Source organism: Streptomyces sp. NPDC045678 (assembly GCF_056432085.1).
The window spans coordinates 235,326-248,472 of record NZ_JBWKJS010000011.1 but is presented as its reverse complement, the minus strand read 5'-3'; the positions used below and the strand labels follow the sequence as shown (position 1 = coordinate 248,472).

The 13,147-nt window shown below is 70.8% G+C and carries 11 protein-coding genes and 1 pseudogene; 4 read left to right on the top strand and 8 right to left on the bottom strand.

The annotated features are described in order from the left end of the window. Positions 1–9: 9 nt before the first annotated feature. The 4 genes and pseudogenes from AC07DO_RS33955 to AC07DO_RS33940 all read left to right on the top strand — a co-directional run. Positions 10–705: pseudogene (locus AC07DO_RS33955) on the top strand (ABC transporter ATP-binding protein); the annotation flags it as partial. A 311-nt stretch (positions 706–1,016) separates the two neighbouring features. Then, complete coding sequence (locus AC07DO_RS33950) at positions 1,017–2,282, top strand: hypothetical protein (protein WP_479065256.1); 1,266 nt, start codon at positions 1,017–1,019, stop codon at positions 2,280–2,282. A gap of 157 nt (positions 2,283–2,439) precedes the next feature. Beyond that, a complete protein-coding gene (locus AC07DO_RS33945) occupies positions 2,440–2,844 on the top strand; it encodes a VOC family protein (RefSeq protein WP_479065254.1) in 405 nt (134 codons plus the stop codon). A gap of 37 nt (positions 2,845–2,881) precedes the next feature. Continuing rightward, complete coding sequence (locus AC07DO_RS33940; RefSeq protein WP_479065252.1) at positions 2,882–4,066, top strand: LOG family protein; 1,185 nt, start codon at positions 2,882–2,884, stop codon at positions 4,064–4,066. 169 nt (positions 4,067–4,235) lie between these two features. Here the strand turns inward: AC07DO_RS33940 and AC07DO_RS33935 are convergent, their stop codons facing one another. From AC07DO_RS33935 to tsf, 8 genes are all read right to left on the bottom strand, one after another. Beyond that, on the bottom strand, positions 4,236–5,264 hold the full coding sequence (locus tag AC07DO_RS33935) for an ABC transporter ATP-binding protein (RefSeq protein ID WP_479065250.1): 1,029 nt from the start codon (positions 5,262–5,264) through the stop codon (positions 4,236–4,238). Next, positions 5,264–6,955 carry an ABC transporter permease gene (locus AC07DO_RS33930; RefSeq protein WP_479065248.1) on the bottom strand — a complete coding sequence of 564 codons (1,692 nt, stop codon included), beginning with the start codon at positions 6,953–6,955 and terminating at the stop codon, positions 5,264–5,266. The genes AC07DO_RS33935 and AC07DO_RS33930 overlap by 1 nt, the downstream gene beginning before the upstream one ends. After that, positions 6,931–8,016 carry a thiamine ABC transporter substrate-binding protein gene (locus tag AC07DO_RS33925; protein WP_479065246.1) on the bottom strand — a complete coding sequence of 362 codons (1,086 nt, stop codon included), beginning with the start codon at positions 8,014–8,016 and terminating at the stop codon, positions 6,931–6,933. Before AC07DO_RS33925 ends, AC07DO_RS33930 begins: the two co-directional genes overlap by 25 nt. Before the next feature lie 217 nt (positions 8,017–8,233). Continuing rightward, positions 8,234–9,340, bottom strand: coding sequence for a dual-specificity RNA methyltransferase RlmN (gene rlmN, locus AC07DO_RS33920; protein WP_479065244.1), 1,107 nt, complete (start codon positions 9,338–9,340; stop codon positions 8,234–8,236). Positions 9,341–9,432: 92 nt separating this feature from the next. Further along, positions 9,433–10,542 (bottom strand): phosphatidate cytidylyltransferase, encoded by a 1,110-nt coding sequence (locus AC07DO_RS33915; protein WP_479065242.1) that lies wholly within the window; start codon positions 10,540–10,542, stop codon positions 9,433–9,435. Between the two features lie 37 nt (positions 10,543–10,579). Beyond that, positions 10,580–11,137, bottom strand: coding sequence for a ribosome recycling factor (gene frr / locus AC07DO_RS33910; protein ID WP_150186465.1), 558 nt, complete (start codon positions 11,135–11,137; stop codon positions 10,580–10,582). A gap of 156 nt (positions 11,138–11,293) precedes the next feature. Beyond that, positions 11,294–12,055 (bottom strand): UMP kinase, encoded by a 762-nt coding sequence (pyrH, locus tag AC07DO_RS33905; RefSeq protein ID WP_150215952.1) that lies wholly within the window; start codon positions 12,053–12,055, stop codon positions 11,294–11,296. A 185-nt stretch (positions 12,056–12,240) separates the two neighbouring features. Then, positions 12,241–13,077, bottom strand: coding sequence for a translation elongation factor Ts (gene tsf / locus AC07DO_RS33900; RefSeq protein WP_471086568.1), 837 nt, complete (start codon positions 13,075–13,077; stop codon positions 12,241–12,243). Between the last annotated feature and the right edge of the window lie 70 nt (positions 13,078–13,147).

Below are 13,147 nucleotides of genomic sequence, written 5' to 3'. Positions count from 1 at the left end.
GTGTACGCCATGGTGGCCCCGCCGGACAACGACGTGCTGTGGGCACGTGCCCTACATGTCACACACAACGGCTCTCCCGCCCTCACCGGCGTCTCGCTCGGTGTCCGCGAGGGCGAGATCCTCGCCGTCAACGGCCCCCGCGGCAGCGGCAAGACGACCCTCCTGCAGTGCCTCTCCGGCCAGCTGCTCCCCCAGCAGGGCGAGGTGTGGTTCAACAGCACGCCCGTCCACACGATGGGGCCGCTCGTACGCGAACGGCTGCGCCGCGACCGCTTCGGCTGGATCGACCCCGAGCCGCACCTCGTCCCGGAGCTCACCGCCTGGGAGAACGTCGCCCTGCCGCTGATGCTGCGCGGCGCCTCGCATCGGGTCTCCAAGCCCGCCGCCCAGGAGTGGCTGGACCGCCTCGACATCGGCGGCTGCGCACGGAAGCGGCCGCACGCGCTCCTCCAGTCGGAGCGTCAGCGCGTCGCCATCGCCCGCGCCCTGGTCACCACGCCGTCCGTGCTCTTCGCCGACGAGCCCACCGCTCCCCTGCACCGCGCCGACCACACGCTCGCGCTGCGCACCCTGACGACGGCGGCCCGCTCCCACGGCATCACGGTCGTCCTCGCCACGAACGACCAGGCCGTCGCCACGCTGGCGGACCGCACGGTCAACCTCCTGGACGGGCGGCGGGTCAGCACGGTGCATCTGCCGGGGGCGGAGGCATCGACGGCCGGGCCCGTGGGAGGCGAAGGGGCGACGGCCCAGAAGGCGGACGCGGAGGCGCGCGCGGCCTCCGCGGACCCTGCGACGCCCTCCCCGCGCCCCGCAGGGACCACGATCACGGCGAGCACGACGACCGCGCCGAGCACCACAACCACTCCAAGCACCGCGAGCACCCCGAGCACCACGAGCACGCCGAGCCCCACGAGCACGCCGGGCACGCCGAGCACGCCGAGCACGCCGGGCACCACCGCCGGAGCCAGTCGTTCCGTCGGCGTCACCTCCCCCACCCGGACGGAAGGGGCCGCGTGCTCGCTTTCCGTCTAGCCCGGGGCGCCCACCCCGTCGTCCAGCTCCGACGGCTCCTCGTCGCCGCCGCGTCCGCCGGCACCGGCTTCCTGCTCCTCTGCACCCTGGCGTACGCGATGGAGCACCCCGGAGCGGGTGCCGGGCTGCGCCTCGCGTGGTGTGCCGCACCGGTCGCCGCCACCGTCTACTTCGCCGTCGCCGTCGCCCGTACCGACCCCGGCACCCGCCCCCGCAGCGGGCTCTCCGCGGTGGGCCTCGGACCCGGGCGCCTGATGGTGCTCGCCGCCATCTCCACGGCCGTCGCCTGCACGCTCGGCTCCATGCTCGCGCTGCTCTTCTTCCTGCACCTGCGCGGCGACGTCGCGGGCCTCCCCTTCGACGGGGCGTCGGCCGATCTGCTCGCCGCCGGCCGGCCGCTGCCGGTCGCCGCCGCGCTCACGCTGCTCGCGCTGATCCCGATCGTCGCGTCCGCGGCAAGTGCCTTCGTACTGCGGCCGCGCTCCACGAAGACCACAGCCGCGGCCGGAGCCGCGGGCACCACCCGCGCGGCCAAGGCCGCCGCGACCGCGACCCGGCGGCCCGGCACCGAGGCGGACACCGGATCCGAGCCCCCGACCCGCCCGGAGCCCGGCACCGAACCCGCCGCCCCCACCCCGCCCCCGAGCGGACTCCCCTGGGGCGTCGCCCTGCTCGCCGCGGGCCTCGCCGTCGAGACGTACACGAGCCGCTCCGGTGCCACCCCGCGCACCGGCTTCCCCCTGCCCGGCAGCGCCGAAGGCAGCCCCGCGGGCGTGCTCGCGGGATGGGCGCTGACCGCGCTCGGCCTCGTCCTCGCGGGGCCCGGCCTCACCTACCTCTGCGGACGGCTGCTGCAGGCGGTCAGGCCCGGCGCGCTGCGCCTGCTCGCGGGGCGCGTGCTGCAGGAGGAGGCGCGGCGCATCGGACGTCCGCTCGGCGTGCTGTGCGCCGTGGCGTCGGGCGCGTACGCGTCGATCGTGCTGTACGCGGGGCCGCGCCCCGAGGCCGGTCCGCTGACCACGCTCGGCGCGCTGCTCGTCTCGGGCTGCGCGGTCCTGACCCTGGCCACGGCCTCCGTGGAGGCCCGGCAGGCCCGTTCGGACACGACGTCCGCGCTGCTGCGGCTCGGTGCGCCCGCGACGATGCTGCGCGGTTCGGCGGCGCTCCGCGCGGGCGCGCTGCTCGCCGTGTTCGGCCCGCTGACCTGGGTCGTCGCACAGCTGGCAGCCCTGCCGCTGACGCCGTGACAGGACATCGGGGAGAGTCCGCGGAAGTAGCTCGATGACGAGCGCGAAAAGAGATCGGAAGAAAGTTCGCGACGAGCGATGAGTTCCGAGTCGAACGGATGTCTATCCCCCTGTAAGCACACGCGCTGACAGCGCACACACACCGGGAGAGACACCCATGTACCAGCAGATGATCTTCGTGAACCTGGCCGTGTCCGACGTCGCCGCGTCGAAGAAGTTCTTCACGGAGCTCGGCTACACGATCAACGCACAGTTCTCGTCCGACGATTGCGCGTGTGTGACGATCAGCGACACCATCGTCGCGATGATGCTGAGCAAGGAGCACTACGCGAACTTCACGCAGAAGGAGATCGCGGACGCCACCAAGGTCAGCGAGACGCTGATCTGTCTGAGCGCCGAGAGCCGCGAGAAGGTCGACGAGCTCGTCGACAGAGCGATCGCCGCGGGCGGCACGGCGGGCAAGGTCCAGGACTACGGAACGATGTACGGCCGCGCCTTCGACGACCTGGACGGCCACACCTGGGAGGTCATGTGGATGGACCCGTCCGAGGTCCAGGGCTGACCGAGGCCCCGGTGTCCGCCCTGCTTAGCATGGACGGATGCAGCCCACTCCCGAACCCGCGTCGCCGTCGCCCGTGTCTCCCGCGACACCCGGGTCCGCCCCGCAACTCCCCGGCGAGGACCGTGAGATCGAGACCCTCGCCGAGTTCGACGAGGTCGCGGGACGCGGCGCCCTCGCGGGGTGCCGGGTCCAGGCCGTCGACCTGACGGAGCGCACCTCCGCCCTCCTCGCGGCCGACGTCGCGGGCGCCGTCTTCCTCGGCTGCCCGATGCGGGAGGACGCGGCGGCGAAGGTGCGGGCGGGCGGTGCGCTGGTCTTCCCGCCCGTCCCCGGACTGCCGTTCAACCCGTACCGCGGTCTGCTCTACTCCGCCGACGACCTGTTCGCCGGCCTGGCCGAGGGCGGGTACGACGCGACGCCGGACGCGCACGCGTACGACTGGTTCCAGCGGACCAAGGCCGACGGCGACGTCTTCTCGTCGATGCTGCGCGCCATACACGACGACTCCATCTCGGACGCCCTCGACGAACTCCTCGTCGGGGCCGGTGTCGTCGGCGTCATGGGCGGTCACGCGATGGCCCGCGGCACGGAGGCCTACGCGGGAGCGGCCCGGCTCGGCCGCGCGCTGGCCCGCGCGGGGTTCACGGTCGCGACGGGCGGCGGCCCCGGCGCGATGGAGGCGGCGAACCTCGGCGCCTACGCGGCACCCCACGGCGACACGATGCTGGACGACTCCCTCGCGCTCCTCGCCAAGGCCCCGTCGTTCACGCCCTCCGTCACGGAGTGGGCGCGGGCGGCCTTCGCGGTCCGCGAGCGGTGGCCCGACGGCGGCGCCTCCGTCGGCATCCCCACCTGGTTCTACGGCCACGAGCCGCCGAACGCGTTCGCCTCCCACCTCGCCAAGTACTTCGCCAACGCCACCCGCGAGGACGGCCTCCTGGCCCGTTCGAACGCGGGCGTCATCTTCCTCCCCGGCGCGGCGGGCACCGTCCAGGAGGTCTTCGACAACGCCACCCCCAACTACTACGAGTCCCGCGGCGAGCCCACACCCATGGTCCTGGTCGACCGCGCCCACTGGACCGACCACCTGCCGGTGTGGCCGCTGCTCAAGTCGCTCGCCCGCGACCGCTCGATGGAGTCCCGGATCGCCCTGGTGGACCGGGTGGAGGACGCCCCTGACGCCCTGCGAAAGCTCGGGGCGACGCCGTCCCCCACGGCCTGACGGGTCCGTACGGCCGCACGAGCCCCCGCACCGGCTCACCCGTCACCACACACGACTCACCCGCCACCGCACACGACTCACCCGCCACGTCACCGGCTCACCCGCCACGTCACCGGCTCACCCGGACGAGGCGACACCTTTAGGGCGCCGCCCGAGTCTCGTCGGGCACTCAGCCGAGGACCACCACATCCTCCGCGTCGAATCCGAGGCCCACCGTCTCCCCCACCTCCGGCGCCCGGCGCAACGCACACGCCGCCTCCAGGCGCGGCCCGTCCACCGGCTGAAGGTGGACGGCGACATGCGTGCCGCGGAAAGTGCGCGCCGTGACGAGGCACGGCAGCCCCTCCTCGGCGGAGACGAGCCGCACCCCGGCCGGCCGCACCAGGATCGTGCACTGTCCCGCCGGAGTGCCCTCGGGGACGGGGATCTTGCCCCACACCGTGTCGGCGGCCTCCCCCGCCACGGTCGCCCGCACCACGTTGTCGAAGCCGAGGAAACGCGCCACGAACTCGTCGGCCGGGTGCTGCCAGACCTCCAGCGGCGTGCCGGACTGGGCGATCCGTCCGTCCCGCATGACGACGACGCGGTCGGCGAGCGCGAAGGCCTCGCCCTGGTCGTGCGTGACGGCGAGGACGGTCGTACCCAACTCGTCGAAGAGTTCCCTGAGTTCGACGACCAGACGCTCCCGCAGCGAGCGGTCGAGCTGGCCGAGGGGCTCGTCGAGCATCAGCAGCCGGGGCCGCGGCGCGAGCGCCCGCGCCAGCGCCACGCGCTGCTGCTCACCGCCGGACAGCGCGGCCACCGCGCGCCGCTGTGCCTTCGGGAGGCCGACGAGTTCCAGCAGCTCGGCGACCCGGTCGGCCTGTTCGCCGCGCGACGCGCCGTGCATGCGCAGCCCGAAGGCGACGTTGCCCGCCACGTCCCGCTGCGGGAAGAGCTGGTGGTCCTGGAACATGAGGCCGACGCCCCGCTTGTGCGCGGGCACCCCGCGCTGATCGCGCCCGCCGAGGACGACCTGCCCCGAGTCGAGCCCCTGGAGCCCGGCGACCGCCCGCAGCAGCGTCGACTTGCCGCTGCCGCTCGGCCCGAGCACACAGACGATCTCGTGCTCGGCGACATCGAGGTCCACGGCGTCGAGCACGGCCCGCGCCCCGAAACGTACCGTCGCGTCCCGCAGGCTCAGCAGCGCGTCCGTCATCAGAACTCCCCCGTGGTGCGCTCGGTCCGTACGCGTTCCAGGAGCAGCAGGGACACCGCGCACACCACCATGAGAATCGTCGAGAGGGCCATCGCCTGGCCGTAGTTGAGGTCGCCCGCGCGTCCGAGGAGGCGGGCCACGGCGACCGGCAGCGTCGGGTTGTCGGGCCGTGCGATGAAGACCGTCGCCCCGAACTCGCCGAGCGAGACGGCGAAGGCGAACCCGGCGGCGATCAGGAGCGCCCGCCGCACCATCGGCAGGTCGACCTCGCGCCACGCCCGCAGCGGCGACGCCCCGAGCACGGCCGCCGCCTCGCGGAGTCTGCCGTCCACCGCGCGCAGGACGGGCAGCATGGTGCGTACGACGAACGGCACACCGACCAGGGCCTGGGCGAGCGGCACCAGGATCCAGGAGGACCGCAGATCCAGCGGCGGCTTGTCGAGCGTGATCAGGAACCCGAAGCCCACGGTGACCGCGGAGACGCCGAGCGGCAGCATGAGCAGCGCGTCGAAGCCGCGCACGAGACGGCCCGCGCGCCGGGTGAGGGCGGCAGCCGCGAGCCCTCCGATCAGGACGGCGATGGCCGTGGCCACCACCGCGTACCGCAGTGAGTTCCCGATCGCCTCGATCGGCGGTACGAGGAAGGCGCCGCCGTCCGCCGAGGTCAGCTCCTTGTAGTACGTGAACCCGAAGCCTTCAGGACCGTCGAAGGACCGCTGCACCAGCACGCCGAGCGGCAGCAGGATCAACAGCACGACCGTCACCATGACGAACGCGAGCAACGTCCACTGCCCGGCGCCGCGCGGCCTGCGCGCCACGGCCGAGGCGTCGACGAGCTTCAGCGCGCTCTCGCGCCGCCGTACCGTCCACGCGTGGATCGCCAGGATCAGGCCGACCGCGGCGAACTGCACGAGGGTCAGGACGGCGGCCGTCGGCAGGTCGAGGAGCTGCGCGGTCTGCCGGTAGATCTCCACTTCGAGCGTCGAGTACGCGGGACCGCCGAGGATCTGCACCACGCCGAAGGAGGTGAAGGTGAAGAGGAAGACCATGAGCGCGGCGGCGGCCACGGCGGGCGCGAGCGCGGGCAGCGTCACCGTCCGCCAGGCCGTCCACCGGGAGGCGCCGAGCATCCGCGCGGCCTCCTCCTGGCGTGGGTCGAGCTGCGACCAGAGGCCGCCCACGGTGCGTACGACGACCGCGTAGTTGAAGAAGACGTGCGCGAGCAGGATCGCCCAGACCGTGGTGTCCAGGCGTACGCCCCACAGCTCGTCGAAGAGCCCGCCCCGCCCGATCAGCGCGAGGAACGCCGTGCCGACGACGACCGTCGGAAGCACGAACGGCACGGTGACGACGGCCCGCAGCACTCGCTTCCCCGGGAAGTCGAAGCGCGCGAAGACGTACGCGCCGGGGAGCGCGATCAGCAGGGTGAGCGCCGTCGACGCGAGCGCCTGCCAGGTGGTGAACCACAGCACGTGGCGGATGTCGGACTGCCCGAGCACGTCCGTGATCCGCCCGAACTGCCACACGCCGTCGATGCGCAGCCCGCGCGCGACGATCGCCGTGACCGGATAGGCGAAGAAGAGCGCGAAGAACGCGACGGGCACGGCCATCAGGCCGAGCCGCGCCGCGCTCCCGCGACCGGACCCCGCGCGCGGGCGGGACTTCGCTACTTCAGTACGAGCGAGGTCCACGACTTGATCCACGGCTCGCGGTTGTCGGCGATCTTCTTCGGGTCCATGGTCTGCGGCGCGTCGACGGTCACGCCGTGCTCGGTGAACAACTTCGGCAGCTTGGTGCCCTCGCGCACCGGGTTCACGAACATGGTGAGCGGCATGTCCTCCTGGAACTCCCGGCTCGTGAGGAAGTCGAGGAGCGCCTTGCCGCCCTTCTCGTTGCCGGCGTTGCTGAGCAGGCCCGCGTACTCGACCTGGCGGAAGCACGTACTGGTCGCGACGCCGGTCGGCGCCTGCTTGGGCTGCGGCTCGCCGTACAGCACCTCGACAGGCGGCGAGGAGGCATAGGAAACGACGAGCGGCCGGTCACCCTTGGCCTTCTTGCCGCCCGCGGACCCGGAGAACTCCTCGTTGTACGCCTGCTCCCAGCCGTCGACGACCTTGACGCCGTTGGCCTTGAGCTTCTTCCAGTAGTCCGTCCAGCCGTCGTCGCCGTACTTGGCGGCGGTGCCGAGCAGGAAGCCGAGGCCGGGCGACGAGGTCGAGGCGTTCTCGGTCACGAGCAGGTTCTTGTAAGCGGGCTTGGTGAGGTCCTCGAAGGACTTCGGCGGCGCGAGCTTCTTGTCGGTGAAGTACTTCTTGTCGTAGTTGACGCAGATGTCACCGCTGTCGACGGGCGTGACCCGGTGCTTGCCCCCATCAACCCGGAACTCCGGCTTGACCTCGTCCGAGCCCTTGACCTCGTACGACTGGAAGAGCCCATTATCGAGCGCCCGCGAGAGCAGCGTGTTGTCGACGCCGAAGAAGACGTCGCCCTGCGGGTTGTCCTTGGACAGGATCGCCTTGTTCACGGCGGCGCCCGCGTCACCGTCCTTGAGGACCTTGACCTTGTACCCGGACCGCTTCTCGAAGTCCTTCAACACGTCCTTGGAGACATTGAAGGAGTCATGGCTGACGAGCGTGACGCTCTTCGAGTCGGCCGTCCCCGACCCGCCGTCGGAGCTGCCGCACGCGGAGACGGCGACGAGCCCGATGCCCACCGCCACGGCGGTGAACGTGACCTTCTTCGTGGTGCTCACTGACTTTCCTCCTGGGTGACCAGGAGAAGACGCGGCCCTGCCCGCGCACCGACGGCGCGCGGGCAGGGCGCTACAGCTTGAGTGATGCCCGAACTTCCTACCCAGAATGACCTGGGCGAGGTTCAGAGGGTCTGCGGCCCACCTGTCCAAGTGGCCGCACTCTCAGCGCTGTGGCGCTCCCCTGTCGGAATATGCAGATGTAGGTACGCCCGCCAGACTACCGCTCGGCGGCGGCGAGCTGGCCGCACGCCCCGTCGATCTCCTGGCCGCGGGTGTCCCGGATCGTGACCGGCACACCGTGGGCGGCGATGGCCTCCACGAACGCCTTCTCGTCCTCGGGCCGCGAGGCCGTCCACTTCGAGCCCGGCGTCGGGTTCAGCGGAATGAGGTTGACGTGCACAGGCTTGCCCTTGAGCAGCCGCCCGAGCCGGTCACCACGCCAGGCCTGGTCGTTGATGTCGCGGATCAGCGCGTACTCGATGGAGAGCCGGCGCCCGGACTTCGCGGCGTACTCCCACCCGGCGTCCAGCACCTCCCGCACCTTCCACCGCGTGTTGACCGGCACGAGGGTGTCGCGCAGCTCGTCGTCCGGCGCGTGCAGCGAGATCGCGAGGCGGCACTTGAAGCCCTCGTCGGAGAACCGGTGGATGGCGGGCACGAGCCCCACCGTCGACACGGTGATCCCGCGCTGCGACAGCCCCAGGCCGTCGGGCTCCGGGTCGGTCAGCGCACGGATGGCGCCGACGACCCGCTTGTAGTTGGCGAGCGGCTCGCCCATCCCCATGAAGACGATGTTGGAGAGCCGGGCAGGGCCACCCGGGATCTCCCCGTCCCGCAGCGCACGCATGCCGTCGACGATCTGGTGCACGATCTCACCGGTCGACAGGTTCCGGTCGAGGCCGGCCTGCCCCGTGGCGCAGAACGGACAGTTCATGCCACAGCCCGCCTGGGAGCTGATGCACATGGTGACCCGGTCCGGATACCGCATGAGCACCGACTCGACGAGCGTCCCGTCGAAGAGCCGCCACAGCGTCTTGCGCGTCGTGTCGTCGTCACAGCTGATGTGCCGCACCACGGACATCAGATCGGGCAGCAACGCCTCCCGCAGCTTCTCGCGCGCCCCGGCCGGAATGTCGGTCCACTCGGCCGGGTCGTGCGCGTACCGCGCGAAGTAGTGCTGTGAGAGCTGCTTGGCACGGAACGGCTTCTCGCCGATGGCGGCAACGGCTTCCTTGCGCTCGGCGGGCGTGAGGTCGGCGAGGTGCCGCGGGGGCTTCTTGGCACCGCGGGGCGCGACGAAAGTGAGTTCTCCGGGTACAGGCATGGTCCTTCCAGTGTCGCAGACATACGACAAGGGGCTCGCCGCCCTGTGGACAACGAACCCCTCACGCACGTCTACGCAGGTCAGACCCCGTGTCAGCTGGACCCGACGAACGCCACGAGCAGCAGCCACACCACCGGTGCGGTCGGCAGCAGGGAGTCCAGGCGGTCCATGATGCCGCCGTGGCCGGGCAGCAGCGTGCCCATGTCCTTGATGCCGAGGTCCCGCTTGATCATGGACTCGCCGAGGTCGCCGAGCGTGGCGCTCGCCGCGACGGCGAAGCCGATCACCAGGCCCTGCCACCACACACCGTCGTCGATGAGGAAGTGCAGGCACAGCGCCCCCGCGGCCATCGCGAAGGTGACCGCGCCGACCAGGCCCTCGCGGGTCTTGCCGGGGCTGATGCGCGGCGCCAGCTTGTGCTTGCCGAAGCGCCAGCCGATCGCGTACGCGCCGGTGTCGCTGACCACGGTCAGGAGGAGGAACGTGAGAACCCGCTGCGGACCGTCGTCCGCGGTGAGCATCAGCGCCACGAAGGTCGCGAGGAACGGAACGTAGAAGGTCGCGAAGACCCCCGCCGTGACGTCCTTCAGATAGCCCGCGGGCGGCTCGGTCATGCGCCAGACGAGGACGGCGAGCGCGGTGAGCGCCATCGCGACCCACGCGCCCTCGGTCCCGCGCACGTACCCGGCGACGACCATCGCCGCGCCCCCCACCGCGAGCGGCACGAGGGGCGCCTTGATGCCCTTGCGTTCCTCCAGGCGGGAGGTGAGCTCCCAGAGGCCGACCACGACGGCGACCGCTATGACGCCGATGAAGACGGCCTTCACGATGAACAGCGACGCGATGATCACCGCGCCGAGTCCCACACCGACTCCTATGGCTGCCCCGAGATCGCGACCCGCGCTCTTCTTCTGCGGTGCGGCCGGGGCGGGCTGCGGCTGTGGTGCGCTGGGCATGGGCTCCTGCGGAGGCTCGTCACGGAACAGGGGGCCGCCCATCCGAGTGGCCCCCCGGTCGTCGTCCTGGTCTCCGCCGGAAACGGGTACGTCGGGCACGATGGGCATGGGCTGCGTCTCGGACGGAAACAGCGCGTCCTGCGCATCGTACGCGGGACCCGGCGGGGTCGCCCCCTGGCCGGGGCCCTGGTCGGACGACCCCCAATACCCGGCTCTGGGCGGCGCCCCCCAGGAAGAGTCGTTCACGGATCGATTTCCTGCTTCCTCGGACTCGAGCCTGGGCTCAGACTTCGAGCAGCTCGGCTTCCTTGTGCTTGAGCAGCTCGTCCACCTGGGCGACGTACTTCGCGGTGGTGTCGTCGAGCTCCTTCTCGGCGCGGCGCCCCTCGTCCTCGCCGACGTCGCCGTCCTTGATCGCCTTGTCGAAGGCCTCCTTGGCCTTGCGGCGGATCGACCGGATCGAGATCTTGGAGTCCTCGGCCTTGGTCTTGGCGACCTTGATGAACTCCTTGCGGCGGTCCTGGGTGAGCTCGGGGAAGGTCACCCGGATGATATTGCCGTCGTTGCTCGGGTTGACGCCGAGGTCGGAGTCCCGGATCGCCTGCTCGATGTTGCGCAGCGCGCTCTTGTCGAACGGGGTCACCACGGCCATCCGCGGCTCGGGCACCGAGAACGAGGCCAGCTGGTTGATCGGCGTCAGCGCGCCGTAGTAGTCAGCCACGATCTTGTTGAACATCGCCGGGTGCGCACGGCCGGTGCGGATCGCGGCGAAGTCCTCCTTGGCGACCACGACGGCCTTCTCCATCTTCTCCTCGGCCTCGAGGAGGGTCTCTTCGATCACCACTTGCTCCTGCGTGTCTTGAGTGGCCCGGCTAGCACGGGGCGGCCGGCTGCGTCGCGTCTCTTTCCTGCACGGTGTCCGACCGGCAGGGCTTTGTCCATCCCCTCAAGGCCCGTCTCCCAGACGTTCCTCGAGGCTGGCCCAGGTCCCTCGGGGTCAGGCCCGGCTTCCCTGGTCGCCCACGAGTGTGCCGATCTTCTCACCCTTGACGGCCCGCGCGATATTGCCCTCGGAGAGCAGCTCGAAGACCAGGATGGGCAGCTTGTTGTCCCGGCACAGCGTGATCGCGGTCATGTCGGCGACCTTGAGGTCGCGGGTGATGACCTCGCCGTAGCCGAGGGAGTCGAACTTCACCGCGTCGGGGTTGGTCTTCGGGTCGGAGTCGTAGACGCCGTCCACGCCGTTCTTGCCCATGAGCAGCGCCTCGGCATCGATCTCCAGGGCGCGCTGCGCGGCGGTGGTGTCGGTGGAGAAGTACGGCATGCCCATGCCGGCGCCGAAGATGACCACACGGCCCTTCTCCAGGTGGCGCACGGCGCGCAGCGGGATGTACGGCTCCGCGACCTGCCCCATGGTGATGGCGGTCTGGACGCGGCAGTCGATGCCTTCCTTCTCCAGGAAGTCCTGCAGCGCGAGGCAGTTCATGACGGTGCCGAGCATGCCCATGTAGTCGGAGCGGGCCCGGTCCATGCCGCGCTGCTGGAGCTCGGCACCGCGGAAGAAGTTGCCTCCGCCGATGACGATGGCGATCTGGGCGCCGTCACGGACGACGGCGGCGATCTCCCGGGCGATGGCGTGCACCACGTCGGGGTCGACCCCGAGGCCTCCCCCACCGGCGAACGCCTCGCCGGAGAGCTTCAGCAGGAAGCGTCCGGCAACTTTGCCGTCATCACTCTTCGAGTCGGCCTGGGTGGTCATGTGCTTCTCGCTTCTCTTACTCGGCACAACATACGAAGAAGGCCACTGCCGGTGGGGTGTCGTTCGCAACCCATGCTCGGCAGTGGCCTCCTCGTCAGATCCTGCGGTCGTACGTCGCGCACGAGGACCGTACGCGGCGACCGCTGTCGACCCTATACGGGTCTACCGTCGATCGCGGTACGGACTCAGATGCCGACCTTGATGCGCGAGAAGCGCTTCAGGGTGACACCGGCCTCGGCGAGAACCTTCTCGACCGACTTCTTGTTGTCCAGCGCGTAGGGCTGGCCGAGGAGGGTGGCCTCCTTGAAGAAGCCGTTGACGCGACCCTCGACGATCTTCGGCAGGGCGGCCTCGGGCTTGCCCTCGGCGCGGGTGGTCTCCTCGGCGACGCGACGCTCCGACTCGACGACGTCCGCCGGGACGTCCTCACGCGAGAGGTACTTCGGCGCGAAGGCGGCGATGTGCTGGGCGATGCCCTTGGCGACGTCGGCGTCGGCCTTGTCCAGCTCGACGAGGACACCGATCTGCGGGGGCAGGTCGGGCATCGTGCGGTGCATGTACGCGGAGACGTAGGCGCCCGAGAACTGCGCGAAGCGGTCCAGGACGATCTTCTCACCGAGGTTGGCGTTGGCCTCGTCGACGTACGCCTGGACGGTCTTGCCGGCCTCGATCTCGGACGCGAGCAGCGCCTCGAGGTCGGCCGGGGAGGTCTTGGCGATGTGGGCGGCGAGGTTGTTCGCGACGGCCTGGAACTTGTCGCCCTTGGCGACGAAGTCCGTCTCGCACTTCAGCTCGACGATGACACCGGAGGTGTTGTCGTCGGCGATGAGGGAGACCACGGCGCCGTTCTCGGCGGAACGGCCCTCGCGCTTGGCGACGCCCTTCTGGCCCTTGATGCGGAGCGCCTCGACAGCCTTGTCGACGTCGCCCTCGGCCTCGTCGAGCGCCTTCTTGCAGTCCATCATGCCGGCGCCCGTGAGCTCACGGAGCTTCTTGACGTCAGCGGCGGTGTAGTTCGCCATGATCGAAAATTCTCTCTCGAAGTCTGAAAGATCTACGGAGGTCTACGGGTGAACGGCGGGGGCCGATCGG